Source organism: Gammaproteobacteria bacterium (assembly GCA_024235095.1).
Taxonomy (GTDB): Bacteria; Pseudomonadota; Gammaproteobacteria; order Competibacterales; family Competibacteraceae; genus UBA2383.
On record JACKNC010000002.1, the window covers coordinates 703,162 to 728,911 of the forward strand.

23 protein-coding genes and 2 tRNA genes are annotated in these 25,750 nt (G+C 56.7%); 14 read left to right on the plus strand and 11 right to left on the minus strand.

Going from position 1 to position 25,750, the window contains the following annotated elements; genetic code table 11:
• Positions 1 to 29: 29 nt before the first annotated feature.
• From raiA to ptsP, 6 genes are all read left to right on the plus strand, one after another.
• Positions 30 to 356, plus strand: coding sequence for a ribosome-associated translation inhibitor RaiA (raiA, locus tag H6973_16320; GenBank protein MCP5127149.1), 327 nt, complete (start codon positions 30 to 32; stop codon positions 354 to 356).
• Between the two features lie 148 nt (positions 357 to 504).
• Positions 505 to 975, plus strand: a complete 471-nt coding sequence (locus tag H6973_16325) for a PTS sugar transporter subunit IIA (protein MCP5127150.1) — start codon at positions 505 to 507, stop codon at positions 973 to 975.
• Positions 948 to 1,940, plus strand: coding sequence for an HPr(Ser) kinase/phosphatase (hprK, locus tag H6973_16330; GenBank protein ID MCP5127151.1), 993 nt, complete (start codon positions 948 to 950; stop codon positions 1,938 to 1,940). Before H6973_16325 ends, hprK begins: the two co-directional genes overlap by 28 nt.
• Positions 1,931 to 2,788, plus strand: a complete 858-nt coding sequence (rapZ, locus tag H6973_16335) for an RNase adapter RapZ (GenBank protein ID MCP5127152.1) — start codon at positions 1,931 to 1,933, stop codon at positions 2,786 to 2,788. The genes hprK and rapZ overlap by 10 nt, the downstream gene beginning before the upstream one ends.
• Before the next feature lie 13 nt (positions 2,789 to 2,801).
• On the plus strand, positions 2,802 to 3,074 hold the full coding sequence (locus H6973_16340; protein ID MCP5127153.1) for an HPr family phosphocarrier protein: 273 nt from the start codon (positions 2,802 to 2,804) through the stop codon (positions 3,072 to 3,074).
• Positions 3,075 to 3,084: 10 nt separating this feature from the next.
• Positions 3,085 to 4,839: a phosphoenolpyruvate--protein phosphotransferase gene (ptsP, locus tag H6973_16345; protein ID MCP5127154.1), complete on the plus strand. Its 1,755-nt coding sequence runs from the start codon at positions 3,085 to 3,087 to the stop codon at positions 4,837 to 4,839.
• Between the two features lie 231 nt (positions 4,840 to 5,070).
• Here ptsP and H6973_16350 read toward each other — a convergent pair whose 3' ends face one another.
• The 6 genes from H6973_16350 to msrP all read right to left on the minus strand — a co-directional run bounded on the left by H6973_16350 (position 5,071) and on the right by msrP (position 15,344).
• On the minus strand, positions 5,071 to 6,453 hold the full coding sequence (locus H6973_16350) for an insulinase family protein (protein ID MCP5127155.1): 1,383 nt from the start codon (positions 6,451 to 6,453) through the stop codon (positions 5,071 to 5,073).
• A 317-nt stretch (positions 6,454 to 6,770) separates the two neighbouring features.
• Complete coding sequence (locus H6973_16355) at positions 6,771 to 9,686, minus strand: response regulator (GenBank protein MCP5127156.1); 2,916 nt, start codon at positions 9,684 to 9,686, stop codon at positions 6,771 to 6,773.
• A 12-nt stretch (positions 9,687 to 9,698) separates the two neighbouring features.
• Positions 9,699 to 10,259: a YfiR family protein gene (locus tag H6973_16360; GenBank protein MCP5127157.1), complete on the minus strand. Its 561-nt coding sequence runs from the start codon at positions 10,257 to 10,259 to the stop codon at positions 9,699 to 9,701.
• Positions 10,247 to 12,262 carry a TonB-dependent receptor gene (locus tag H6973_16365; protein ID MCP5127158.1) on the minus strand — a complete coding sequence of 672 codons (2,016 nt, stop codon included), beginning with the start codon at positions 12,260 to 12,262 and terminating at the stop codon, positions 10,247 to 10,249. Before H6973_16365 ends, H6973_16360 begins: the two co-directional genes overlap by 13 nt.
• Positions 12,263 to 12,273: 11 nt before the next feature.
• Positions 12,274 to 14,262: a TonB-dependent receptor gene (locus tag H6973_16370; protein MCP5127159.1), complete on the minus strand. Its 1,989-nt coding sequence runs from the start codon at positions 14,260 to 14,262 to the stop codon at positions 12,274 to 12,276.
• A gap of 167 nt (positions 14,263 to 14,429) precedes the next feature.
• Positions 14,430 to 15,344, minus strand: coding sequence for a protein-methionine-sulfoxide reductase catalytic subunit MsrP (msrP, locus tag H6973_16375; GenBank protein ID MCP5127160.1), 915 nt, complete (start codon positions 15,342 to 15,344; stop codon positions 14,430 to 14,432).
• A gap of 64 nt (positions 15,345 to 15,408) precedes the next feature.
• On the opposite strand from msrP, the gene msrQ reads away from it, so the two are divergent.
• The 4 genes from msrQ (at position 15,409) to H6973_16395 (ending at position 19,126) form a co-directional block, all read left to right on the plus strand.
• Positions 15,409 to 16,011, plus strand: a complete 603-nt coding sequence (gene msrQ, locus H6973_16380; GenBank protein ID MCP5127161.1) for a protein-methionine-sulfoxide reductase heme-binding subunit MsrQ — start codon at positions 15,409 to 15,411, stop codon at positions 16,009 to 16,011.
• Positions 16,012 to 16,123: 112 nt separating this feature from the next.
• Positions 16,124 to 18,025, plus strand: a complete 1,902-nt coding sequence (gene htpG, locus H6973_16385; protein ID MCP5127162.1) for a molecular chaperone HtpG — start codon at positions 16,124 to 16,126, stop codon at positions 18,023 to 18,025.
• A gap of 15 nt (positions 18,026 to 18,040) precedes the next feature.
• Positions 18,041 to 18,667: a tetratricopeptide repeat protein gene (locus H6973_16390; protein MCP5127163.1), complete on the plus strand. Its 627-nt coding sequence runs from the start codon at positions 18,041 to 18,043 to the stop codon at positions 18,665 to 18,667.
• A 21-nt stretch (positions 18,668 to 18,688) separates the two neighbouring features.
• Positions 18,689 to 19,126 carry a universal stress protein gene (locus H6973_16395; GenBank protein MCP5127164.1) on the plus strand — a complete coding sequence of 146 codons (438 nt, stop codon included), beginning with the start codon at positions 18,689 to 18,691 and terminating at the stop codon, positions 19,124 to 19,126.
• A gap of 217 nt (positions 19,127 to 19,343) precedes the next feature.
• Here the strand turns inward: H6973_16395 and H6973_16400 are convergent.
• A tRNA-Thr gene (locus H6973_16400) sits at positions 19,344 to 19,416 on the minus strand.
• Between the two features lie 34 nt (positions 19,417 to 19,450).
• Positions 19,451 to 20,557: an AmmeMemoRadiSam system radical SAM enzyme gene (amrS, locus tag H6973_16405; GenBank protein MCP5127165.1), complete on the minus strand. Its 1,107-nt coding sequence runs from the start codon at positions 20,555 to 20,557 to the stop codon at positions 19,451 to 19,453.
• 191 nt (positions 20,558 to 20,748) lie between these two features.
• On the opposite strand from amrS, the gene amrB reads away from it, so the two are divergent.
• Together amrB and amrA are read left to right on the plus strand one after the other, a co-directional pair.
• A complete protein-coding gene (gene amrB, locus H6973_16410) occupies positions 20,749 to 21,537 on the plus strand; it encodes an AmmeMemoRadiSam system protein B (protein MCP5127166.1) in 789 nt (262 codons plus the stop codon).
• Positions 21,524 to 22,120 (plus strand): AmmeMemoRadiSam system protein A, encoded by a 597-nt coding sequence (gene amrA, locus H6973_16415; protein MCP5127167.1) that lies wholly within the window; start codon positions 21,524 to 21,526, stop codon positions 22,118 to 22,120. The genes amrB and amrA overlap by 14 nt, the downstream gene beginning before the upstream one ends.
• Here amrA and H6973_16420 read toward each other — a convergent pair.
• Both H6973_16420 and H6973_16425 read right to left on the minus strand, forming a co-directional pair.
• Complete coding sequence (locus H6973_16420; protein MCP5127168.1) at positions 22,069 to 22,743, minus strand: TIGR04282 family arsenosugar biosynthesis glycosyltransferase; 675 nt, start codon at positions 22,741 to 22,743, stop codon at positions 22,069 to 22,071. The genes amrA and H6973_16420 overlap by 52 nt on opposite strands.
• Positions 22,740 to 23,423: a TIGR04283 family arsenosugar biosynthesis glycosyltransferase gene (locus H6973_16425; GenBank protein MCP5127169.1), complete on the minus strand. Its 684-nt coding sequence runs from the start codon at positions 23,421 to 23,423 to the stop codon at positions 22,740 to 22,742. The genes H6973_16420 and H6973_16425 overlap by 4 nt, the downstream gene beginning before the upstream one ends.
• A gap of 73 nt (positions 23,424 to 23,496) precedes the next feature.
• On the opposite strand from H6973_16425, the gene H6973_16430 reads away from it, so the two are divergent.
• A tRNA-Ala gene (locus H6973_16430) sits at positions 23,497 to 23,572 on the plus strand.
• Between the two features lie 133 nt (positions 23,573 to 23,705).
• Positions 23,706 to 24,617, plus strand: coding sequence for an ADP-ribosylglycohydrolase family protein (locus H6973_16435; protein ID MCP5127170.1), 912 nt, complete (start codon positions 23,706 to 23,708; stop codon positions 24,615 to 24,617).
• 126 nt (positions 24,618 to 24,743) lie between these two features.
• On the opposite strand, the gene H6973_16440 is transcribed toward H6973_16435, so the two are convergent.
• Positions 24,744 to 25,748 carry an alpha-E domain-containing protein gene (locus H6973_16440; protein MCP5127171.1) on the minus strand — a complete coding sequence of 335 codons (1,005 nt, stop codon included), beginning with the start codon at positions 25,746 to 25,748 and terminating at the stop codon, positions 24,744 to 24,746.
• Between the last annotated feature and the right edge of the window lie 2 nt (positions 25,749 to 25,750).

Below are 25,750 nucleotides of genomic sequence, written 5' to 3' on the forward strand. Positions count from 1 at the left end.
ACCAGACCTGCCAGTCAGGAGTCCATGCCATGCAAATCAAACTGAGCGGACACCACATCGACATCACCCCAGCGCTGCACGATTATGTGCATGACAAACTGGAACGCATTGAACGGCATTTTGACAACGTCACCAGCGCCCAAGTGATTCTCAGCGTTGAAAAGTTGCGCCAGAAAGCCGAAGCGACCATTCATGTCGCCGGTAATGACATTTTCGCTGACGCCGTCGATGAAGACTTGTACGCTGCGATTGACGCCCTGAGCGATAAAATCGATCGTCAGATCAAGAAGCATAAGGAAAAACTGACTGAGAAACATCGCGGTGAAAAGGCGCGCGATTATTCCCAACCCGGATGAGCGTCACTACGGCGATGATGATGCAAGCGCTTTCTCTACTCACCCAGGAACTGGCTAATTCACCACGGACGCAACCAGCAATGCATATTTGCTGTACGAGTCAATCGGCGCTTTTACTCCAATCTGCACCGCGGAGGGAGCTATGAGCCTGGATATCACCGACTTGATTAGCCATGAGCGGATCGTGTGCGATAGCGAAGTGACCAGTAAAAAGCGGGTGATCGAGGTTTTGAGCGAGCTGCTGGCGACAGGAGAAGCAGATCTAACCGTTCGACCGATCTTCGACAGTCTGATTGGCCGCGAGCGTTTAGGAAGCACCGGTCTAGGCCAGGGGGTGGCCTTGCCTCATGGCCGATTCGGGTTGATTCAGCACGCGATCGGCGCCTTTGTCAAGCTCCGCAAAAGAGTGGATTTCGACGCCATCGACCAGCAACCCGTGGATTTGGTGTTTGGCTTGTTAGTGCCGGATCACTATACCGATGAACATCTCAAGATTCTCGCCTATCTGGCGGAGATGTTCAGCGATCGGGAATTTTGCCGGCAGTTGCGCGAAAGCGACTCAGATCAGCATTTATACGAGCGGCTCCGGGATTGGAAGCCGCCCGCGCCGCTGCCATGAACCGTTCGGCAACGGCGCAAACCATTTTCCAGGGACTGGGCGCCTTGCTGGATTTGCACTGGATTGGCGGTAAGTCTGGCGCGGAGCGTGTTCTTTGGCCACCGGTCGAAGTCGGTACACCCTTTTATGGATTACTGAACTGGATCCATCCGCCCCGCTTGCAGATTTTCGGCGCTGAAGAAAGCGCCTTCCTGAATTCACTGGAATCGACGGTTCGGGAAGTACTGGTTCGGCAGCTGCTAGGGCCGGCCACCGGGGCGATTCTGATTTGCGATAATCTGGTTGATCAGGCGGAAGTTTTGCGGGTTGGCGCTGACGCCGCCGGAACACCGATCTGGTCGACGCCGTCCGCGCCAATCGTGGTGCTGGAGCGGCTTTACCACTATCGACAGACGCTGGAATCATCTACCGTCATTCATGGTGAATTGTTGGAAGTCTTCGGGATGGGCGTCCTAGTGACCGGTGGTAGCGGGATCGGCAAGAGTGAACTGGCCCTGGAGTTGATCAGTCGCGGTCATCGTTTGATCGCCGACGACACACCGAATCTGACCCGAATCGCGCCTGATGTGCTGGAAGGCGTCTGTCCACCCACCATCCGGGATCTGCTCGAGGTGCGTGGACTCGGCATTCTCAACATTCGTCGCATGTTTGGCGACAGCGCCATCAAGCGCAATAAGCGGGTTCGACTGATCGTCAATCTGGTTAAGCAGGAAGAGATCGTTCCACCGGATGAATCCCGGCTGCGGGGATTGCGCGATACTCAAGTGATCCTGGGCGTAGGTATTCCGGTGATCACCTTGCCCATTGCGCCCGGCCGCAACCTGGCGGTGCTGCTGGAATGCGCGGTGCGTGACCATATCCTGCGCCTGAATGGCTATCAGGCGGATGAGGATCTAATGATGCGAATGAACGAAGCCATGGCCGAGGCCGTACCGAGCATGGCGGAGGCTGCGCCATGCGCATAATTATCGTCAGTGGCCTGTCGGGGTCGGGGAAAACCATCGCATTGCAGACCCTTGAGGATCTGGATTGTTACTGCGTCGATAATCTCCCCTTCAAGCTGATTCGGCCATTGGCGCAAGAGATTCTCGCCGCCAGCGCAACGTTGCCGCCTACCGTGGCGGTCGGCGTGGATGCCCGCAACTTTTTCGACGAACTGAGCCGGTTTCCCGCCATACTGGCCGAGCTGCGCGCTAACGATCTGAGCATCGACGTACTATTTTTACAGGCTGAAGAGGAGGTGTTACTGAAGCGCTATAGCGAAACCCGACGCCGTCATCCCCTGGATCTGGGCAGCGTCCCGTTGCGCGAGGCGATTCGTCACGAGCGGCAGTTATTGGAGCCGGTGGTGGCTTGCGCCGACCTGATCGTCGACACCAGCGACACCAATCTCTACCAGTTACGCGAATTGATCCGTAGCCGGGTGCATGACACGCCAGGGGAGGCCATGTCGCTGCTGTTTGAATCCTTTGGTTTTAAAAATGGAGTGCCCTCCGACGCAGATTTCGTTTTTGATGTGCGTTGCCTGCCCAATCCGCACTGGGAGCCGCAATTGCGTCCGCTGACTGGACGAGACCAACCGGTGATTGATTTTCTCGACGGTCAGTCTGAAGTGAGAACTATGGTTGATGATCTGCGCCAATTTCTTGCCGAATGGCTGCCGCGTTTTGAGGAGAGCAACCGAAGCTACCTGACGGTCGCCATCGGTTGTACCGGTGGCCAACACCGTTCCGTTTTCATCGCTGAAACGCTAGGGCGTTATTTCAGCGCGATGCGGCGCCATGTCATGGTCCGTCACCGGGAACTCAAATGATCATAGGTAGACAATGGTATTGAAACGGGAAGTCGTCATCATCAATAAACTGGGGTTGCATGCCCGCGCCGCCGCCAAGTTTGTGACGTTGGCGTCTCGCTTTGACGCTGACATCCGTCTGCTGCGCAATGGGCGCGAGGTGAATGGGAAAAGCATTATGGGGGTGATGATGCTGGCGGCGGCCTGTGGAACCCGGCTGGAATTGTGCGCGGGCGGTCCCGAGGCCGAACAAGCGCTCGAGCATCTGGAAGAACTGATTCTGCGTCGTTTCGACGAGGACGAGTGAGGGTCTTCCCATGCCTTTTTCACTGCATGGCATCGGAGTTTCGCGGGGATACGCGATTGGCAGGACCTATCTATTGCAACGCAATCAGCCGGAAATTACCGAGTACACGATTCCCGACAATATTGTCGAAGACGAAGTTCAGCGTTTTCTGAACAGCCTGGAAATCGCCCGGCGACAATTACAGGATATCCGGATGCGGGTTCCGCCGACGGCGCCGGGAGATGCTGCCGCTTTTATTGACGCGCATCTGTTGATGTTGCAGGACGCAATGTTTACTGAAGCGCCGATTCATTTGATTCGCGACCGTCATTGCAATGCCGAGTGGGCGCTCAAAATCCAGCGGGATTTGCTGATCGAAATCTTCGAGCAAATGGATGATCCCTATCTACGCACCCGCAAGGATGATATCGATCATGTCGTGCGACGCGTGCAGCGTGTTCTGGTCACCGAAGATCCAGCTTATCTGAGCGATCCTGATTATGCGGATCTGGCGTCGAGTCGGCTTGAAGGTCGGGTCATCGTCGCTGACGACATGACCCCGGCGGACACCATCCTGATGCAACATCAAGGCGTGCAGGCTTTTGTGACCGAGTATGGCGGCCCCTTGTCCCATACCGCCATTCTGGCGCGCAGCCTCGGTATTCCCGCGGTGGTGGGCGTGCGTAATGCCCGAGGCTATCTGGGGCATGACGAACCGGTGATTGTGGATGGCCGCCAAGGCGTGATCCTGATCGGACTGGATGAGCGGATTTTACGTTACTATCGCCATAAACAACGGGAAGAACGCCGGCAACAGCGTGAATTGAGCAAACTGAAGGGGAAGCCTGCGATTACCCGTGACGAAGTAACGATCGGTTTGTACGCGAATATTGAATTGCCCGAGGATGCGACTGCAGTGCGGGATGTGATGGCGGACGGCGTCGGTTTATATCGGACAGAGTTTTTATTCATGAACCGCGCAGATGCGCCTGACGAGGAAGAACATCTGGCGTCGTATCTGCATGTGATCAAGACCCTGGAAGGTAGTCCAATCACCATTCGCACCGCTGACCTCGGGGCTGATAAACAGGTGGATGGAGGGCGCGGCGGACCGGTGACGACCAATCCAGCCCTGGGCTTGCGGGCGATCCGCATGTGCTTGAAAGATTTAGGGATGTTTCGCCCGCAGTTGCGCGCTATCCTGCGCGCCTCCGCCCATGGGCCGGTGCGGATGATGATTCCCATGCTCTCCAATATTCACGAGGTTTTTCAAGTCTTGCGGTTGGTAGACGAGACCAAGCAGGAATTGCGGGAGCGCGGCTTGGCTTTCGATGAACGCTTGCCGATTGGCGGAATGATCGAGGTGCCGGCGGCGGCGGTGTGCGCCGCTCAGTTTGCCCGCTACATGGATTTTCTGTCCATCGGCACTAACGATCTGATTCAGTACACGCTGGCAATTGACCGGGTCGATGATGAGGTGAACTATCTGTTTGACCCTCTGCATCCAGCAGTCCTGACGCTCATTCATCACACCATTCGCTCTGGTCAGAAGGTTGGCATCCCAGTCAGCCTGTGCGGGGAGATGGCGGGTGATTCCCGGTACGCCCGGTTGCTGTTGGGCCTGGGTTTAACTGAATTCAGTATGCATCCCACCGGTTTGCTGGAGATCAAGAAGGTCATCCAGGATAGCCATGTCGGCGAATTGAAGGAAATCGCGCGCCGCCTGTTGCGGACTACAGACATTGAAAAGTATGCTGAGATATTAAAGGACATTGCGCAGAATTAGGCGACATCTATCCTTTCTGGTTCTTCAATGGTTCTTGTGAAATTGATGCTGCAATCGGTAGGTCGGGTACAGGACGTGCCCGACATGCGCGCTCCTGTCGGGCAACGCGATGCTTATGCCCGACCTACGGCGTGGGTTCCACAAGAATCCTCGAAGAGCCTCCTTTCTTTCCCTTTGCAGACTTCTTTGTCAATCGTAACCGATGCTACAAGTCATATTTTTTATTTTAAATCATTGAACTACATGATCCATCGCCGTACCGGGCATGGCTGGGCGACGCTCCTCAAGCGGTAACGGATCCAACACCGCCACAGTCAGCTGGTCATCGGTGAGGTATTTACGGGCGACTTCGCGCACTTGTTCCGGGGTGACGGTCTGGATGTGTTGTACATAGTCATCGAGCTTCCGCCAGCCCAATCCGACCGTTTCGAGAATGCCCAGCCGCATTCCCTGATAGAACAGCGAATCCTGCTGATAAACATCAGCGGCAATCACTTGGGCCACTACGCGCGACAACTCCTCCGGACTGATTAGCGCCTCGCGCAGTTTGGCGACTTCAGCTCGCAACGCTTGTTCCAGTTCTGCGCTGCCGTGTTCCGGCCCGGGATTGCCGGCCAACACAAACAACCCTTCCAGACGGTCAGTCGGACTGTAGCCTGTTCCGGCGGCGGCGGCGACTTGGGAGCCGCGAATCAGGTTGCGGCTGATTCGTCCGCTGTTGCCGCCATCGAGAATGCCGTCGAGGACATCCAGCGCGTAAGGTTCCCATTCCTCGGTAGCAGTTTTCAACGTCGGAGCCTTGTAACCCATAATCACATAGGGGACTTCAGCCGGGGTTTTGACGGTGATGCGCCGCTCGCCCAATTGCGGGATTTCCGCCGCCGGTTTGGGGGGCTGCAAATCGCCAGGCGGCAGCGGACCAAAGTGTTTTTCCGCCAGTTCGCGGACCTTGATCGGGTCTACGTCACCGACCACGATCAGCGTGGCGTTGTTCGGCGCATACCACTGCTGATACCAGCGCTTGAGATCATCGGGACTGATCGACTGAATATCCTGCATCCAGCCGATGATCGGGTTGCGGTAGGGACTGGTCACGTAAGCAGCAGCTTGAAAACGTTCGTGGGTCAGCGCCTCCGGCTGGTCCTCAGTGCGTAAACGCCGCTCTTCGGCAACGACATGAGCCTCCTTGGCGATATCCTCCGGTTTCAGCAGTAGGTGACGCATGCGGTCGGCTTCGAGGCGAAAGCTGAGTTCCAGTCTTTCCTTTTCCAGGGTCTGGAAATAGGCGGTATAGTCGCGGCTGGTAAAGGCGTTTTCGTCCCCGCCATTCGCAGCGATCAGGCGGGAAAATTCGCCGCCGGGCGCGTCGGGCGTACCCTTAAACATCAGATGTTCCAACAGATGCGAGATGCCGGTCAAACTGCTCGGTTCGTAACTGGAGCCGACCTTGTACCAGACCTGCGAAACAACGACCGGTGCGCGATGGTCCTCGCGGACCAGCACTTTCATACCGTTGTTCAGGGTGAATTCGTGAACCGGATTGGCGGCAACGGCCACCGTTGGACTAGCGACGGCGCACCAGAACGCGAGAGCGGCAAGGCGGTTTGTGAGCATGAGAGTCTCCGTGAATGAAGTCGGCTCTAAAGAAAATGTCCAGCCTTTTGGCAAACAATACGGTTAAGGGTTCAGGCGCGAGGGCGCAGCGAAAATCCGACCGTAATCCGTATGGTCGACAGGATAATCATAGATGCTGCGCTGATGCGCTATTTGGTGGCGTCATTTACAGATTACGTTGATGCGACAGTTTTTGGCGATTTGAGGTTCGTAATGAAACCTTGTTTTTCAACCGATTGGATTTTTTCGAAAAAAGTGGCGTATGTAATGATGATATTTGTTAGCCAATAAATTTTGGTCCGACATTCCGCATCTTCTTACTCGGAATTCGCATATCTACCTTTTACGATCTCTTGTCTCAGAATAGCTTGCGCGGCATCAAACGCCTCTTCAATTTCCACGAGTTGTTGCATGGCATCGACAGCCTGGCGTTGACGCGCCTGCATTTCCAGTTTCTTGCACAAGCCTTCTAAAAGCATCGCACCTACATTGGCGCTGCTGGATTTCAACGTGTGGGCGGCAATGCACAAGGCATCATGATCATCATCAGCAACGGCTTTTTTCAATTTTTCAATTAACTTTGGCGCATCGCGCAAATAAAATCCAATGAGGCGAGAAAACAGGCCGGGCGCTCCTCTGCGTTCCAGAATACGGATTTGTTCCAGCACCTGCTGATCGATCGGTTCTGCGGACTCGCCGGACGACCGATTCTCACTCCCTTCGCCCGCTAGCAAGTGAGAAGTCGAGGGAGAGGGTTCCAGGGACAGCTGCACGAGCGTCGGCAGCCAGCGGTTTAATATCTTGACCAAATTCGCCTGGGAAAAAGGTTTACTCAAATAATCGTCCATGCCCGCTTTCAGACAACGCTCCCGGTCACCGCTGACCGCATGGGCGGTCAGCGCCACGATCGGTAACCGGCCACGATCGGCCTGCTGTCGCTCTCGTTCGCGGATCAGCGCCGTCGCCTGGAATCCGTCCATCACCGGCATTTGGCAATCCATGAGCACCAGGTCGCAGGTTTGCTGCTCAAGCCAGTCAACGGCCTGGCGCCCTTGGTCAGCCACCGCGACGATGCAACCGGACTCGGTCAGCATCGCTTTCGCCAATTCCTGGTTGACCGCGTTGTCTTCGACCAGCAGTATGCGCGCTCCGCGACGAATCAGGGTCTGTTGGCACGTTTGCTGTGATGACGTGAGTTTCTTCCCATCCGGTTGAAGTAACTGACGCAGGCAACTCCACAACAGCGATTGACGCACGGGTTTGTGCAATTGACAGACTATGCCCGCCTTGTGCGCCTTGTCCTGAAACTCGCCTTCAAACATTGCTGACGTCAGTAAAACCAGCAAGGTATTGCATAATTCCGGTTGTTCATGGATGGCTAACGCCAGCTCCACCCCGGTCATGTCCGGCATCAGGCCGTCCAGCAAGGCGATTTCATAGGGATCGCCAGCGGTATGGGCTAACAACAGCTCATTGACTGTCGCCTGTCCGTCGGCAACGCAGTCACAGCGCATCTCCCACGCTTGTAATTGATGGAGCAGAGTCTCGCGGTTGGTCGCGCTGTCATCCACCACCAGAATGCGCACGCCGCGTAGATGGTCGATAGAGCCGAGGTGGCCCGTAGCGCGTTCGACAGGCCGCTGCAAAAACAGGTTAAAGGCAAAAGTCGAACCTTGGGTTTCCGTGCTCTGTACAGTGAGTACGCCGCCCATCAACTCTACAAGTTGCCGGGCAATGGCCAACCCCAGGCCGGTGCCGCCGTGCTGACGGGTCATGGATCCGTCGACCTGATCGAAGGCATTAAAAATCCGCGTTTGCGCAGTCTTGGGAATGCCGACGCCGGTATCCCGCACCTCAAAGCGCAATTCCAGGCCCGCATCGGTATCGCGCGGCGGCGCTGCCCACACCATCACTTCACCCCGTTCGGTAAACTTGATGGCGTTGCCGACCAGATTGGTCAGCACCTGACGTAAACGCACTGGATCGCCGCGCGCGACTAGGGGTTGCGGCGGCAGCGCGCAAATCAGCTCCAGTCTCTTGCGCTGGGCGCTATCCGCGAATAAAGCCGCAACCTCCTCGACCACCACGCGGGCATCGAAATCCACGTTGGACAATTCCAGCTTGCCTGCTTCGATCTTGGAAAAGTCCAGAATATCATTAATGATTTTCAACAAGCTGAGACCGGACTGCTGGATCAGTTCAGCAAAGCGCCGTTGCTGGGCAGGGAGTTCTGTATTGAGCAATAACTCGGCCATGCCCAGAATACCGTTCATCGGGGTGCGGATTTCGTGGCTCATATTGGCCAGGAACTGTGACTTGGCCTGACTGGCGGCTTCCGCGAACTCCTTGGCCTCGCTCAGTTCCTGCACCAATGTTTGCAACTCCTGATTGGCATCTGACAACTCTTGGGTGCGGGCTGCTACCTGTGCTTCCAGCCGCGCGTTGTAATGGGCCAGATCAGCATCGCGCCGCTGAATTTGCGCCAGCATGTCATTGAAGCCGTCCACCAGCGCGCCCAGTTCGTCATTGCTGTCGCGCTGCACACGCGTGTGGTAATTGCGCGAATTGGAGACTTGTTCCATGACCGCCCGCAGCCGCAGGATCGGTACGGAAATCACTCGCTGGAAGCCTGAAGCCAATACGGCCGCTAGTGATAACGACGCTGCGAATAAGGCGGCAATAATCCAGTAATAACGATGCAGGTTATCGGTAAGATCTCGCATGTCGGAGTACATTTCCAGGTACCCCAACAGCTGGTTGTCCTGCTTGATCGGCCATTTGACCATCATTATCTGACCGTCCACGCCGTTGAACATGATGACTGCCGACGACGGGTTCACTTCATCGCTACTTTGCTGCTCAAGCTGGCGATTCAGAATGTCATCGCCCTGGCGTAATTTCTGACGTTCCTTTTCCGTCAGGTCCGGCAGATAATAATCTGCCAGAATGCGCTCATCGGGGCTATCAATTGTTGCGTACCGGATATCTGGTTTGGCGCGCAGCACCCTCAGATTCTCCCCAGCGGCCTTAAGATCGTTGAACAGCAGCGCAGACGCGGTATTGGCGCTGATGACATCGGCCAGCGTCAGCAACTGATTCCGGGTCGCCTGGCGCAGGGTGTAGGTTTCATTAATCACCAGCGCCACCGCGACCGCCGCCAGCGCCAGGGCGTTGATCAGCAACATCATCGCCATCAGTTTGTATTTAACCGACAGATTGCCAAACGCTTTCATACGTCATGACCTTCAATTGCCTTCATCTACGATGATCGCCAATTTGAGCAGCTGGGAGCTGAGCTTGAGACCCGCGTGGCGCATAGCGGCCAGATTGACGATAAAGTGAATCCGCTGCTCCACTTCCACCAGACCAATGATGCCGCCCGCCTGAGCAAAATCTTCGATGTCGCTGACCGTCAACACCGGACGCTTGCCGAACGTCGCGAGCAGATTTTTCAAGCGTGGTTGCTGGGAACGGCTGATAAAGACAATATGGCAACCCGACCCATCTGAATGGGACGGTAATGCTTGCACGCTGACCGCATGACTCCCCACCGTCTTGCCGCGCAGGCTGGCCAACGCATCGCCAAAGGGATTGTCGTTGATGATACAGATATGCAGTGGCGCATCATCTCCTGTGAAGGCGCTCGGCGGCCATTCCACGAATTTGGCGAAGTTATACAGGTAGGCCGCCTTGATCGCATATTCGTCCGCCGCCAGGGCAGACGCCGCCAACGGCAGCCAGGCGATGGCCAGCAACAGGGTTTGCAGCGCCGCCAGAATGCTAATCCGCCCTGCTAGAACGACCATTTGATCTGGCCATAAACGCTGCGTTCGACCTCGACCGGGTAGGAAAATACTTCCTGGACAAATTCCAGGTGCTGATTATCCAGCAGATTGGCGCCGACCAGGGACAGTTCCCACCCAGGCTGAGGACGCCAGCCCAGACGCAAGGTCAGATTGAGAGAGGGATCGACCGAAACCGCGCCTAGTGGCGATATCGTCGGCACCGAACCCAGTTTGCTGGTATAGAGCAACCAAGCGTCCAGCTCCAGATCATCGCGAAGATCCCAGGAAGAGCGCAGCGACGCCTGGTTCAATGGACTCCATTGCCGCTCTTCGGGGCGTGACCAGAGATAGGTGTAGGTCATTTGCAACCGCCAGTGTTTCAGCGGGCGCCAGTCAGCGGCGACCTCGAACCCATAATTATCGTCATTGAACAGGTTGCGGAAATGGAGCGGCAGTACCAGATGCGGCGGCAATGGCTCTAGTTCGGGAAATGGCGCTCCCTGAACAGTGGCGAACAATTCGTCATAATCATTGTAAAAGGCCGTGACATCCAGCGAGAAATCCTGACCCCGCCAGGTGCGATAGCCGAGTTCGTAAGCAGTCAGCTTCTCTGAGTCAAAACCCTGATCGCCCAGTGTCGCGATCAGACCCGGCAGGCTGCCGGTAATTTCCGGCGGCAGCGTCATGGCATTAATCCGGGCGTCTTCTTCAACCCGCGACGGGGTGCGCACCGCCCGCGATACCGCGGCCCAAACCCGCTGGCGATCATCGGGTTTCCATAACAAGCGGATGCTGGGCTGGAATTCCCAACCGGTGTAGTCGTTGTGCTCCATTCGAGCACCCAACGTCAATAACCAGCGCTCGGTCACGGCAATCTGATCCTGGGCGAACAGGCTGAACAGTTCACTAGTCTGGCTCGAAGGCGTCAGCGTAATCAGCATGGAAGGATCAAAGCGGTCGTGATAGCGGCGGTAGTTCAGCCCCCACACCAGCTTCTGCTTTTCGCTCCACTGGAAATTGTGCTGGAAATCCACGTCGAAGGTATCCAGCCGGAAGGGGGCCAGCAAGGCGTCATGGTCTTCATACTGGTAATACGCCTGCAAGTTGATCCGCTCACGCTCTGAGTAGCGGCGTTCCCAGGTGGTTTGTAAGCTTCCACCATGTGCGTGAGTCGAGTCCAGCCGGCGCTCGGCATAGGGCGGCGTCAGGATGGGAACCACCACGTTTTCATCGAAGTCGCCGTCATAAATATCGCCCATAACGCTTACCGAATCGCGGCCTGTCGGTTGCCAGTCCAGGCGGAACCCGCCGCGCTGGAGGGTCCAGTCATCGCCGGCATCCCTCCCTTCGGGGTCGACAAAACCATCGCGGCGCGCCTGGCGGCCATAAAGCCGATACTGGGCGTTTCCCCCCCATTGGCCGCCATAGCGGGCATCGATGATGGAACGCTCCTCATTTCCGGCAGTAACGCTGACCACACCGCCTTGAGTAGCGCGGGCCGGTTTGTTGATGATATTGATCACCCCGTTGACTGCATTGGCGCCCCACAAACTGCCGCCGGGACCGCGAATGACCTCGATGCGGTCGATATCACCCAGCGGTAAATCCTGAATTTCCCAATACACGCCGGAAAAGGCCGGCGTATAAATGGAGCGGCCATCGATCATCACCAGCAGTTTGTTAGCGAAGCGCCCATTGAAGCCACGAATGCTGATCGCCCAGCGATTGGCGTCAATGCGGGCGACCTCCATGCCGGGCGCTAGACGCAACGCTTCGGCCAAGGTAGTGACGCCAGAGCGACGGATGTCCTCATTCGTAATGACGAAAACCGCGGCGGCGCTATCGGCCCAGGGTTGATATTGCTTGGCGGCAGAGATGACATTGACTTGCATTAACTCTTCAATGTCCAGCTCGGTCAGATCCGGCGCGGCGGCAGCGACTGGATGTGGCAAACTGCTTAATGCCAGTCCAGTGGCCAAGATCAGCGCGCCCCAGGTTTTGTTGTCAAAAGCGAGTTTCCGCATCATTCGATACCCTAAAACCGCCAATCCAGTCTGACGTAAACGCCGCGCTCCACTTCCGTGCTTGCGGAATTTGTGAAAGCCGAACCATATTCCAGATGGGGGCTGTCGAGCAGATTCTGTCCCACAATCGCCAGTTCTACATCCTTATACGGCTTCCAGCCCAGGCGGACGTCCAGCGTAGCGTAGCTGTCCACTGGCGGATCACGCAAAGCGCCGACCGAGCGAAACCACAGGTCAAATTCCAGGCGATCGCTCAAATCCAGGGTGGAGAACAGGGAGAACTGCTGCCGGGGACTGGAGCCTTCGGCGGCGCTCAGACTCAACACATCAATGCTGCCGTCATCCAGCCGCAAATTCGCCTGAAAATAAGTATAGGCGGCGCGCAACCGCCATTTTTCCAGCGGACGCCAATCCGTCGCCAACTCCAGTCCATAGGTATGGCCGCTCATCTGATTCACAAAGGTCAGCGGCAAGACCAGATGCGACGGCGGGGCGACTTCGAAGTAGGGCTGATCCTCGCGCACGGTGCGCAGGTCATCATAGACATTAAAGAATCCTGCCAGGTCCAGGGAAAAGCGGGGATGGGGATTAAATCGATACCCCAATTCGTAAGCGATCAGGCTTTCCGACAGAATCGCCGGATTGCCATTGACCGTCACCAGAACAGGAAAAGGTTGTGGATTTGCCGGGGTGTTAGGCGGAATCACCGACAAATCGTTGTAAAGATCCGCATCGGCCCGCGATGGCGTCCGCACGGCTCGCGAAATAGCGCCCCAAATCGTGTGTCGATCATCCGGCGTCCAAGCCAGGCGCGCGTTCGGCTGGATTTCAAAGCCTGTGTAATCATTGTGTTCAAACCGAGCGCCCAGGGTGAGGAATAATTGCTCCTCCAGCTTGATCTCGTCGTGAATGAAGGCGCTGAACAGGTTCAAATCCCGATGATCGGGAATGAGCCCCACGTAGGGTGAATTGCGGATGCGATCCTGGGTGAAGCGGTAGCCCAGTCCCCAGATGATGTCCTGGTCCTCGCTCCAGGCCAACCGGTGTTGCAGATCGAAATCAAAGGTATCCTGCGTCTGCCTACCTGTCGCCTCATCGCGCTCCATTCGGTCGTAATAAATCTGCGCCTCCAGTTCTGATGTGGCCGAAAAGGCATGTCGCCAGCGCGCCTGCAGGTTGCCGCCGGAAAAATCGGCCTGTTCGGCAAAGGTCGTGGTATAGGGCGGCGTCAAGGTGCTGAACGTGAGTGTTTGGTCGGCGTCGCCTTGATAAATATCGCCCTGCACGGTGATCGCATCCTGGTTCGACAGCGCGCCGTCAAGGCGAAAACCGGCCTGGGTGGATTGACTATCGTCCGGAGTGTCGCGCCCGGTGGGATCAACTTGGCCATCGCGTCGCCACGATTTGACGTAGGCGCGGGCCTGGAAGTCCTCGCCCCATTGCGCGCCGTAGCGCACTGCCCCAAAGCCGCGTTCTTCTGTTCCGCCGCCGACGGTCAATAAACCGCCCTGCGTGTCTTTGGCGCTTTTAGTGATGATATTGATGACGCCATTGACGGCGTTTGATCCCCACAGAGCCGCGCCGGGGCCGCGAATCACTTCAATCCGGTCAATGTCTTCCAGCAGCGTGTCCTGGACTTCCCAATACACGCCGGAGAACAGGGGCGTGTACACCGTGCGGCCGTCCATGAGCACCAGCATCTTGTTGGCAAGGCGGTTATTGAAGCCCCGGGACGTAATCGCCCACTGATTGGCGTTGATGCGCGCCACCTCCAGGCCAGGGGCCAGACGCAGAGCTTCGGCGATGCTCAGCGCCCCGGAACGGCGGATATCCTCGGCGGTGATCACGAATACCGCCGCCGCCGCCCGGGAAAGCCGCTGGGGTTTGCGGCTCACCGACGTCACCGTTTTTTGCATCAATTCTTCTAGACTCAGTTCCGTCAAGTCTTCCGGTTCATCCAGCACCAGCATCCTGCTGTAGGCACCGTTCGTGGCAACCATGCCCAATAAACTCAACCCCCATGCAAACCTGCGCAATGTTGGCATGATACCCTCTGACAAGATTTATATTTGTTATCAATTTCAGAAACTTTAATAAAAAAAAGAACCCAGTGGGCATCCGCTTGCGGTTCCCCGAAACAAGCATATCCAGGGAAAGAGTATAGTCTTCAGAAATCCTTGCGCAGATCCATCCCCGCATACAGGCCAGCTACTTGCTCGGCATAGCCATTGAACATCAGCGTATCGCGGCGGAAGAAGTCGCCAATGCGCCGCTCTTTCTTCTGACTCCAGCGTGGGTGATCCACGTTGGGATTCACGTTGGCGTAAAACCCGTACTCGCTGGGAATCTCACGGTTCCATGTAGTGGCTGGCTGCTGCTCGGTGAAGCGAATTTTCACTATCGATTTGATGCTCTTGAAGCCGTATTTCCAGGGCGCAACCAGTCGTAGCGGCGCGCCGTTTTGATTGGGCAGTTCCTTACCATAGAGACCCGTCGCCAGCAACGTTAATGGATGCATCGCCTCATCCATTCGCAGCCCCTCAATATAGGGCCAGTCCAGGATACGAGTGCGTTGGCCCGGCATCTGTTCGGGATCGAACAAAGTGGTGAATTCGACATATTGAGCGCTGGAGGTGGGCTGAAAGCGCGGCAGGATTTCTGCGAGGGGGATACCCAGCCACGGGATGACCATCGACCAGGCTTCGACGCAACGCAGGCGGTAGATGCGCTCTTCCGGTTGATGCGGTGCCAGAAAGTCTTCCAGCGTATATTGCCCCGGTTTCTCGCAATGCCCTTCTACCGTCACTGTCCAGGGTTCGGTTTTCAGGCTGCCCGCGTTTTCCGCTGGATCGGTTTTGCCCGTGCCGAACTCGTAAAAGTTATTGTAGGAGGTCACATCCTTATAGGGAGTCAGTTGGAGATCATTGTCCGCGGCCTGCGCAAGGCGGCTGCGCAAGGCGGGCGGCAACAACGCCACGGCGCCCCATACCGCAGCAGTTTTCATGAACTCGCGACGGCGCGCGTACAGTTCGGGGGGCGTGATCTCTGACGGAGAAATGTTAACAGGTTTCTGAATCAGCATGGTGCGGCTCCGGGTGATAGACTTCCTGTTTGTGACCTGTTCAACCCTTGCGAGTTGCGTTTTCATGACCCCACAACGAACCCGTCTGCTGCAACGCCTCGGTAAGCCAATGGTCTTTAGCGCCAGCCTGTTGCCGCTTACCTGGCTGTTCTGGCTCGGCTGGAGCGGTCAATGGGGCGCAAACCCGGTGGAAACATTGACGCATTTCACGGGTGACTGGAGCCTGCGTTTCCTGCTGCTGACCTTGGCGGTGACGCCGTTGCGTCGCCTAGGCGGCTGGAATGGATTGCAGCGCTTCCGCCGAATGCTGGGATTGTTTGCCTTCTTTTATGTTTGCCTGCACTTCAGCGTTTATCTGATTTTCGATCATTTTTTCGATATTTCAGCCATCGTTGCCGATATTGCCAAACGGCCCTATATCACAGTCGGTTTTGCCGCTTTCCTGCTGTTGATTCCCCTGGCGGTCACTTCCACGAATAGGATGATTAAGCGGCTGGGCCGCAACTGGCAGCGACTGCACCGGCTGGTTTATGTGATCGGGATACTCGGCGTGCTGCATTACCTGTGGCTGGTCAAGGCAGATATCAGCGAACCGTTATTGTACGCTGGAATTCTCGCCGGGTTGCTGGGGTATCGGTTATGGTGGCGGCAAACCCATCGCGGTTAGCATTCGACCCGCGACAAGGTGATGTTGATCAACAGCATTCCTTGAAATCCCGCGATTCGTCCGCATATCTGCTCCTGGCCTATAAACATTACGACTCAGGAGACCGTCCCCCATGACCGTCGAAGCCCATAAGGAAACGCTTGGTTTTCAAGCCGAGGTGCAGCAATTGTTGCGCTTGGTCGCGCATTCCCTGTATTCCCACAAGGAAGTTTTTCTTCGTGAACTGATTTCCAACGCCTCTGACGCCTGCGACAAGCTACGTTTTGAAGCGCTAACCGATGGCGCACTGTACGAAAATGATCCTGAACTGAAAATTCGCGTCACGTTCGACAAAGATGCGCGCACGATTACCGTGACGGACAACGGCATCGGCATGGATCGGCAGGAAGTGATCGACAATATTGGCACCATCGCCCGTTCCGGCACCCGCCAGTTCATGCAGAAACTGACTGGCGATCAAGCCAAGGACGCCAATCTCATCGGCCAGTTCGGCGTGGGTTTCTATTCCAGCTTTGTCGTCGCCGACCAGGTGACCGTGCGCACTCGCCGCGCGGGCATGGGACCAGAGCACGGCGTGCTGTGGGAATCCACCGGCGAAGGCGAATATACGCTTGAGAATATTGAGAAACCCACGCGCGGCACTGAGGTCACATTGCATCTGCATGAAGATGACAGCGACTTGCTGAATGAATGGCAACTGCGCTCAATCATTACCAAGTATTCCGATCATATCACCTTGCCGGTGATCATGCCGGTGCAGAAGTACAGCGAAGACAAGGATGCGCCGCCCAAATTCGAGGACGAGCGCATTAACCAGGCGGCGGCGCTGTGGGCGCGGCCAAAGAACGAGATCAAGGACGAGGAATACAAGGAATTCTACAAACACGTTGGCCATGACTTTGAAGAGCCGATGGCTTGGACGCACAATCGGGTCGAGGGCAAGCTGGAATACACTTCGCTGTTGTTCATCCCGAATCGCGCGCCGTTCGATCTCTGGGATCGCGAGCAGCGCCACGGGGTCAAGCTGTATGTGCAGCGGGTGTTCATCATGGACGACGCCGAGCATCTGATGCCGCGCTATCTGCGCTTCGTGCGCGGAGTGATCGACTCTAATGACCTGCCGCTCAATATCTCCCGCGAAATCCTGCAAAGCAGCAAAGTGGTGGACAGCATCCGGGGCGGTTCAGTCAAGAAGGCGCTGAGCCTGCTGGAGGACATGGCGGCCAATGACGCCGAGAAATACGGTAAATTCTGGAAGGAATTCGGACGGGTGCTCAAGGAGGGGCCAGCGGAGGATTACAGCAATCGTGAGCAAATCGCCAAGTTGTTGCGCTTCGCTTCAACCCATAACGATAGCACCGACCAGACTGTTGCCCTAGCTGATTACGTCGCCCGGATGAAAGAAGGGCAGGACAAAATTTACTATATCAGCGCCGACAGCTTCGCCGCCGCCAAAAACAGCCCGCATCTGGAAATTTTCCGCAAGAAGGGGCTGGAAGTCCTGTTGTTGACGGACCGGGTGGATGAATGGCTGATGTCCCACCTGACTGAATTCGATGGCAAGCACTTCCAGTCGGTAGCCAAGGGCGCGCTGGATCTGGACAAGATCGCCTCAGAAGAAGAGAAGCAGGAACAGAAGCAGGCCGAGGATCAGTACAAGGATTTATTGACGCGGGTCAAGGAAGTCTTGGGTGACAAGATCAATGAAGTACGCATTTCCTCGCGGTTGACGGATTCACCCGCCTGTCTCGTCGTGGATGAACACGGCCTCAGTCCGCATCTGGAGCGCCTGTTGCGTGATGCCGGGCAGAACGTACCGATGAGCAAGCCCTATTTGGAACTGAATCCCGGTCATTCGCTAATCACCCGGCTTAAAGACGAAGCCGATGCGACCCGCTTCAGCGACTGGACGCATCTGCTGTTTGAACAGGCGGTGCTGGCCGAGGGTGGACAACTGGAAGACCCGGCGAGCTTCGTCAAACGCTTGAATGGACTGCTGTTAGCGATGGGCTGATCTCATAACGCTTCCATGCCCCGCGTCTCCCAAATTGTCGGCATTCATCTCCCCCCTTTGAAAAAGGGGGGCCGGGAGGGATTGTACACGAGCGATGGGACTCAAATCCCCCCTAACCCCCCTTTGCCAAAGGGGGGGACTGAACGGTTATCCCGCATCACGTGGGCGCTGACCTGCATAATGCTGATCAACGGTTGCGCACACCTGGAACAAGCGAGCGGAGAAGCTGAACCTGCACTTGCTTTGGGAACGGGTGGCACGCGGCCATCTGCGCCGGTTCTCTCCAACGATTCAGGCTTTATCGAGGAACGGGCGCGGCAAGCCTATGAAACCGGTCGCTGGGATGTGGCTGAGGGCTATTATTTACAATGGATGCGCCTGAAGCCCGCTGATGACCAGCCCTGGTTTGAGTTGGGTAATCTGTACGCCGAACAGGGTCGGCTGGCATCAGCGGAACGCGCTTACCGGGAAGCCCTACGTCGGCGCGACGATGCGCGAACCTTGCATAATTTGGGGCTGACGCAGGTCAAACTGGGTGTAGGCGCCTTGCGTGAATCGCAACAACGCCTGCCGAAGGACGATCCATCGCGCCAGGAAACTTATGAGTTTTTACGGACGCTGCTGGAAACGGTATTACCATAGGATTGCCGAGGAGTGAACACTATGACGTACCAACACGTTTTATGCGCCGTCGATTTTTCCGACGAGGCGCTGAAGGTCGCAGAACGGGCCAGGGACATCGCTGGGAAGTATGGCGCGCGCCTGAGCCTAATTCATGTCGTGGAGGATGTGAATATCAGTCTGGGCGGCGGTTATGAACTGCTGCCGGTCTTGCCCGATCTGCCGGATGAGGCTCTGTTGCAGGAGGCGCGGGCTGAATTGGGCGGACTGGCGCAACGTCTAGGCATGGGCGATGTTGGCCTGTGGGTGGTCAACGCCATTTCCACCAAGGAGGGTATTCTCGGTGCGGTCCAGGATCACCAGATGGATTTGATTGTCGTCGGCAGCCACGGTCGACATGGGCTGGCCCTGCTGCTCGGTTCGACCGCCAATGCCGTGCTGCACGGCGCACCCTGCGATGTGTTGGCGGTGCGGATTTAATCGATGAGATTTTCAGGAGCGATCGAACAATGAACGATCGACAACTTCTGCAAAGAACTGCAGTGAAACCGATGGCTTTGACGCCCAACAAGCGAGTATTCTGGACGCAGAACTCAACATTCGTGACGACAACCGCTCGGCTTCACCCCGGCGGTCTTGGCCGACCGGTACGAACTGAACGGGATTGAACGAACCTCCAGCACCGGTGAAAAATTGAAGCTGGCGGTCGGAATCGAACCAACGACCGGCTGATTACAAATCAGCTGCTCTACCGACTGAGCTACGCCAGCGAATATTTACATTATACGAGTCTTTCTCCACGGATCAATCGGCATACTGCCGAAGACGCACCGGACGGCGGCGCGCGCCCCAGACACCCGGCTCCGCTTCAAACACTCCCACGCACGGCGCGCCACAGGCATTGCAACAACCGTCCGCTGTCAGATTCCATACGCCCAGCGTGTACCAGTCGCGCCCGATCAATTTTTGACCACACTGATGACAATAGGTGCTGTCGCCCTTTTCATCATGGATATTGCCCGTATAGGCATAGCGGATGCCGTTCTTCATGGCGATCCGACGCGCCCGGCTCAAGGTCGATGGCGGCGTCGGCGAGTGGTTCATCATTTTCCAGTCCGGATGAAAGGCCGTGAAATGAATCGGCACGTCCGGCCCCAGGTTTTCCATCACCCACTGCGTCAACGCTTCCAGCTCCGCATCCGAGTCATTTTCGCCAGGAATCAGCAGCGTGGTGATCTCGAACCACACCTGCGTTTCCTGTTTCAGATAAATCAGGGTATCAAGCACCGGTTGTAGGTGACCGCCACAAATTTTCCAATAAAACTCCTCGGTAAAGGCTTTCAAATCTACATTCGCGGCGTCCATGTATTTGAAAAACTCCCGGCGTGGTTCCTCGCAAATATAACCCGCGGTTACCGCTACTGACTTGACGCCGTATTCCCGGCAGGCGATCGCGGTATCGATAGCGTATTCCATGAAAATCACCGGATCATTGTACGTGTAGGCCATGCTGCGGCAACCCAGTTCATGCGCAACGCGAGCCAACTTCGACGGTGCGGCTTCATCCGCTAGAGTATCCATCTCACGCGACTTGCTCATATCCCAGTTCTGGCAAAATTTGCAGGCCAGGTTGCAACCGGCGGTGCCAAACGACAGGACCGGCGTACCGGGTAGAAAGTGGTTTAGTGGTTTCTTCTCAATCGGGTCGATGCAAAAACCACTGGAGCGACCGTAGCTGGTTAGCATGATTTGGCCGTCATGGCGCCCACGCACGAAACACAGACCCTGTTGTCCCTCGTGCAGCTTGCAATAGCGCGGGCAGACATCACACTGCACCCTGCCATCGTCCAGGACATGCCAGTACCGGGTGGGAAAGAAATCCGTCACGGAAGGAGTAGTAGGAATATTCATCTTCATGGTGGTTATCCCGGCCTTTGTGCGAAAAGGCTCTCGTCGTTTTCCAACCGGCGAAAAACCGGCTATTGATAAGGTTTTTTTGATCTTTCCGGTCAAATGACACTCTATACTTAATCAAAAGTTATCGTATCCGCATACTATGTTCTGACTACCGTATTGGCAAATTGATCCGGGAGGGCATCGTCATGCAAACCACACGCGCACCCGCAGTAGCGGGATTATTTTATCCGGCAAGTAGTACTGAACTGCACACGCAAGTGCAAAAATTTCTCAACCAAGCTCCACCAGCCATCGAATCACCCCCCAAGGCGATCATTGCACCGCACGCCGGCTATATTTATTCCGGCCCCATCGCCGCTTCCGCATACGCCCAACTCAAGGCGGCGCGCGGCATTATCACGCGCGTCGTGCTGCTAGGACCCAGCCACCGCGTCGGTTTCCGTGGGATTGCCGTCAGTTCTATGCAGGCGTTCGCCACACCCCTGGGCCCGATCCCCATCGACCAGGACGCTGTTGAGCAGGCGCGGAAATTGCCAGATGTTGGCTTTCTGGAACAAGCTCACGCCCAGGAACACAGTCTGGAAGTGCATCTCCCCTTCCTGCAAGAGGTGTTGGGTGATTTCAAACTCGCGCCGCTGGTGGTCGGCGACGCGCGTCCCGAGCAAGTCGGGGCGGTGCTGGAAGCCTTGTGGGGCGGCCCGGAAACGCTGATTGTCATCAGCTCCGACCTGAGCCACTATCACGATTATCAGACCGCCCGACAACTCGATAGCGCGACCTCCAAGGCTATTGAAACACTGCGCTTCGAGGATATCGGCTACGAGCAAGCCTGTGGGCGCAACCCGGTGAATGGCTTATTGTGGGTGGCGCGACGCAAGGGCCTGCATGGCGAAACCTTGGACCTGCGCAACTCCGGAGATACTGCGGGATCGCGTGACCAAGTAGTCGGGTACGGCGCTTATGCGTTCCACTGACTCGTTATCGCTTGAAGATCGGGCGGCGCTGCTGCATGTCGCCCGCGCTTCCATTCAGGAGGGTTTGCGCTATCGCCGAGCCTTGTCGATCAATCCCAATGATTACCCGGAAGCCTTGCGCGTATCGCGGGCAACCTTCGTGACTCTGGAAATCGGCGGTCAGTTGCGCGGTTGCATTGGCGCGCTGGCCGCTTATCAACCGCTGGTCCAGGATGTCGCCGTCCATGCTTACGCCGCTGCATTTGAAGATCCGCGTTTTCCCGAGTTGTGCGAGGAAGAATTTCCCAAGCTGGAAGTGCACATCTCGGTGCTGTCGCCGCCGGAACCTTTGCAATTCGGCTCTGAACAGGAACTGCTGGCGCAACTGCGTCCCGGCGTGGATGGACTGATTCTTCATTTTGGTCATCACCGAGGAACCTTTCTGCCGTCGGTTTGGGAGCAATTGACCGAACCGCCGGTCTTTCTGGCGCATCTCAAGCAGAAGGCCGGATTGCCCGCCCATTTCTGGGCACCTGAAATCCGGGTTGAACGCTATACGACGGAATATTTCGGCGATGCCGATGTGGCGGTTTCCTCAGCCTGAACACGGCGCAGGCGTTTGAGATCGGCGGGCGTATCCACATCCCAGCCTATCGAGAGTTCGTTCCAAACCACACCCGTTCGGCGCAACCGCCGACGGGTCGCCGCCATGACCGTCGAGCCACCCCAGGCAATGCCCCGGAACATTCCCGAACAGGGCCGCCGCCATCCGACTAGCACATACCCCCCATCCAGCGCCGGTCCCAGCACAACATCCGCCGTTCCAGCCACCAAGCGCTGCAAGGCATCCCGCAATTCCGGCGCGTTCAGCGAAATGCAATCACCGCCGATTAACACGCCATAATGGCCTTGAGAAAGAACCTGGTTCAGCGCATGGTTCATCCGTCGCCCCAGATCGCCCGCGCCCTGCCGGCGCAGGCGGACTCCGTATTTCCGTCGGCATGCAGCAAAAAAGCCATGCCCTACCCCCGGCGCGCACCACAATTCCACGGGGCACAGGCGAGCGGACATCGCGATGGCCAGGGTTCGATGCAGCAACTTTTTATACAAATGCGCCGCGCCAGGCGTACCGAGCTGTCCCGTTAACCGGGTTTTGACTTGTCCAGGAACCGGCGCCTTGGCGAAAATCAGCAGACGGGCATTAGGGAAGAGGTAGTAATCGCTCATGATCGGTAGTAGCTCCGGGCCAGCCGGTCGGGATCAGCGCCGAAGAAGTAGGCCAGCCGCAACTGCCACATTAGTAGAATGGTGCGGGCAATACCGTCCCGTTCCCAGCGCCGGCTGGAGGTTTGTAGGGGCTGGCGCAGGCAGACAGGACGTCCGTGCCGTTTCAACAACCGGCTTAGCGCGATGTCTTCCATCAGCGCGATGGACGGATAGCCGCCGATCTGTTCAAACAACGTGCGCCGGACAAAGATGCCTTGGTCGCCGGTGGCGATGCCAGTCAGACGGGAGCGGATATTCATCAGGGTTTCCACGACCCTCAGCGCCGGGTGGCGCCCGGACAGACGTACATCAAAACGGCCCCAACAGCGATGCGGATCGCTCAGACTGGCGTGAATCAGATCTAAGGCATCTGGCGGAGGAAGACTGTCCGCGTGCAGAAACCAGAGGATGTCCCCTTGGGCTTTGCTGGCGCCGGCGTTCATCTGCGCCGCTCTGCCTCTGGCGCTCATGATGACTTGATCCACCAAGGGTTTAGCCAGCGCTGCGGTTCGATCCCGGCTACCGCCATCGGCGACAATCAATTCACAATTCTGACCACGTAGTGGTTGCAGCGCTTGCAAACCGGCCACAATCTGCGCTTCTTCATTCAGCGTGGGCAGGATGATGGAAATGGCAGGCATCGTTTTTTTTTCCAGCGCAAGGTCTAGCCAACTGGGAGGAAGAATTGTATGATGAAGATCTTAAGTTAATCATGGGGCGGTAGCTCAGCTGGGAGAGCGTCGCGTTCGCAATGCGAAGGTCGAGGGTTCGATCCCCTTCCGCTCCACCAATCGAACATTCAAAGATATCTAGTGTAGTCCCGAAAGCCCGCCAAGTGCGGGTTTTTTTGTGTCTTTTAGTATTCATTCTGACGGTGCCTGGCAGCGCCATGATCAACCGCTACGGGTAAGGAGAAAAAAATGATCGATACCCCAAACCGCTTTCGAGGATGCCTGCTCGGTTTGGCGGTCGGTGATGCAGTCGGCGCCACGTTGGAGTTCAAGCCACGCGGCAGCTTCACGCCGATAACTGACATGGTTGGCGGCGGCCCCTTCGGCCTGCAACCGGGTCAATGGACAGACGATACTTCGATGGCGTTGTGCCTGGCCATCAGCCTGATTGAGCAGTGCAGATTTGACCCTGATGACCAGATGCAGCGCTATGTGCGCTGGTGGCGTGAGGGTTACCTGAGCAGCACCGGCGCGTGCTTCGATATCGGCAATGCCACGGTCACCGCCTTGCGCCGCTATAAGCAGGAGGGCAATCCATTAGCTGGCTCCGATGATCCTTACAGCGCTGGCAATGGCTGCCTGATGCGCCTCGCGCCGATTCCGATGTTTTTTGCCGCCGATATCGATGCTGCTGAACGCTACGCTGCCGAAAGTTCGCGCACTACACATGGCGCTGCTGAATGCCTGGACGCCTGCCGACTGTTCGCCCGTATCCTGGTGCGGGCGCTCGGTGGTCAGTCCAAAGAGGCCGTGCTGCTTGGCGATGCAGACACCTTCGACGGTCGTCAGCAAATCGCCGCCATTGCTCATGGTAAATACCGCGACAAATCGGAAAACGCCATTCGCGGCTCGGGCTACGTGGTGGAGAGCCTGGAAGCCGCCTTGTGGACGTTTGCCACGACCGAGAGCTTCGAGGACGCGATTTTGCGGGCCGCTAACCTGGGCGATGACGCCGACACCACCGCCGCGATTTGTGGGCAAGTCGCCGGCGCATTTTATGGCGGGGTGGGAATTCCGGTCCGCTGGCTGGAAAAACTGGCGATGGGCGAAACAATCGCCGGGTGGGCGGACCAACTTTACGCACTGTCAACAGTGCGAACCTAGAGCAATCGCGCTATGTGTTTTTCCTGACTCTTATCAATCTCTTGCAAAGCATGAGTGTTGTGCTTTGACAAGTTGATCTTCAGTCAAATCAATTTCTTAGATCGACATAGCGCGATTGCCCCGACGCTAATGCGTGAAGTAAGTCGCAGCAATCTGACCGTGCAGCGCCCCAAAGCCGACTTGCAACTCGTCGATGAATTCGTGCAGACCTTCGTGAGCCAGTTCTGGCACCGCGGCAGAGTTAAGCCGTTGCTTGAGCGCGGCGATGCCAGCGAGTGGCACAGTGTTGCCAGGAAGCTCCAACAGACAGACTTCCAATTGCTTCAGACAGCAGGCGACCGCGCGCGGGAAGAACTCATTTTGCAGCAGGAATTTCAGCACATCAGGACCGCCAACCCGTAACCGCACCTGCTGGCGATATATCTGGTAGGCGCTGAGCGATTTCAACACGCTCATCCATTGAATGCTCTCAAAGGGGTCCTGTTCCTCGCGTTCGGGTATGACCGCGCCCTGACTTTGTGACAGGCTGCCCTCTGTCGCCTCTTGCGTTTGGGTCTGCGACGCCGCTTGACCGGGGCGCGGCAGCAGATTAGCCGAACGCACATCCAGAATACGGGTCGTCATATCCGCCCGCTCCAGATGGCGACCCAACCAAACGAAATCATAGGCAGCGGTCTGGCTCATCGTGCCGGCCAGCATACCATTGATTTGTTGAACGCCGTGAATCACCCGGCGCAGGAATTCAAAACGGCCGCGCCGGGTCGGGACATGGTCGCGGGCGTAAATATACAAACTATTGATCTGCTCCCAGGCCTCCTGGGGCACCGTATCGCGGGTCGTGCGCAGGTTTTCGCGGGCGGAGGCCAGGCTGGAGATGATCGAACCGGGGTGATCGCGATCGCTGATGAGGAACTTGACCACCGTGTTCTCGTCGGCGAGCCGGTGCGGGTCCTTTTCAAAGAACAGATGCTCGGCGCCTACAATAAAAATCATGGGCAACCAGCCAAAGGTCGTATTGCGCGGTAAATCCAGCAACAGATTGGTATTGACATTGATGATGCGCGCGGTGTCTTCGGCTCGTTCCAGATAACGGGCCATCCAATAGATGTTCTGAGCAACGCGTGACAGCATGA

Excerpts from the sequence above, each read along its gene's own strand:
- H6973_16365 (MCP5127158.1), bottom strand. The coding sequence starts at position 12,262 with ATGCGGAAACTCGCTTTTGACAACAAAACCTGGGGCGCGCTGATCTTG.
- H6973_16355 (MCP5127156.1), bottom strand. The coding sequence starts at position 9,686 with ATGAAAGCGTTTGGCAATCTGTCGGTTAAATACAAACTGATGGCGATG.
- msrP (MCP5127160.1), bottom strand. The coding sequence starts at position 15,344 with ATGCTGATTCAGAAACCTGTTAACATTTCTCCGTCAGAGATCACGCCC.
- raiA (MCP5127149.1), top strand. The coding sequence starts at position 30 with ATGCAAATCAAACTGAGCGGACACCACATCGACATCACCCCAGCGCTG.
- rapZ (MCP5127152.1), top strand. The coding sequence starts at position 1,931 with ATGCGCATAATTATCGTCAGTGGCCTGTCGGGGTCGGGGAAAACCATC.
- H6973_16350 (MCP5127155.1), bottom strand. The coding sequence starts at position 6,453 with ATGCTCACAAACCGCCTTGCCGCTCTCGCGTTCTGGTGCGCCGTCGCT.
- H6973_16425 (MCP5127169.1), bottom strand. The coding sequence starts at position 23,423 with ATGCCTGCCATTTCCATCATCCTGCCCACGCTGAATGAAGAAGCGCAG.
- ptsP (MCP5127154.1), top strand. The coding sequence starts at position 3,085 with ATGCCTTTTTCACTGCATGGCATCGGAGTTTCGCGGGGATACGCGATT.
- amrS (MCP5127165.1), bottom strand. The coding sequence starts at position 20,557 with ATGAATATTCCTACTACTCCTTCCGTGACGGATTTCTTTCCCACCCGG.
- amrB (MCP5127166.1), top strand. The coding sequence starts at position 20,749 with ATGCAAACCACACGCGCACCCGCAGTAGCGGGATTATTTTATCCGGCA.
- msrQ (MCP5127161.1), top strand. The coding sequence starts at position 15,409 with ATGACCCCACAACGAACCCGTCTGCTGCAACGCCTCGGTAAGCCAATG.
- htpG (MCP5127162.1), top strand. The coding sequence starts at position 16,124 with ATGACCGTCGAAGCCCATAAGGAAACGCTTGGTTTTCAAGCCGAGGTG.
- H6973_16440 (MCP5127171.1), bottom strand. The coding sequence starts at position 25,748 with ATGCTGTCACGCGTTGCTCAGAACATCTATTGGATGGCCCGTTATCTG.
- H6973_16370 (MCP5127159.1), bottom strand. The coding sequence starts at position 14,262 with ATGGTTGCCACGAACGGTGCCTACAGCAGGATGCTGGTGCTGGATGAA.
- H6973_16420 (MCP5127168.1), bottom strand. The coding sequence starts at position 22,743 with ATGAGCGATTACTACCTCTTCCCTAATGCCCGTCTGCTGATTTTCGCC.
- H6973_16360 (MCP5127157.1), bottom strand. The coding sequence starts at position 10,259 with ATGGTCGTTCTAGCAGGGCGGATTAGCATTCTGGCGGCGCTGCAAACC.
- H6973_16395 (MCP5127164.1), top strand. The coding sequence starts at position 18,689 with ATGACGTACCAACACGTTTTATGCGCCGTCGATTTTTCCGACGAGGCG.
- amrA (MCP5127167.1), top strand. The coding sequence starts at position 21,524 with ATGCGTTCCACTGACTCGTTATCGCTTGAAGATCGGGCGGCGCTGCTG.
- H6973_16390 (MCP5127163.1), top strand. The coding sequence starts at position 18,041 with ATGCCCCGCGTCTCCCAAATTGTCGGCATTCATCTCCCCCCTTTGAAA.
- H6973_16340 (MCP5127153.1), top strand. The coding sequence starts at position 2,802 with ATGGTATTGAAACGGGAAGTCGTCATCATCAATAAACTGGGGTTGCAT.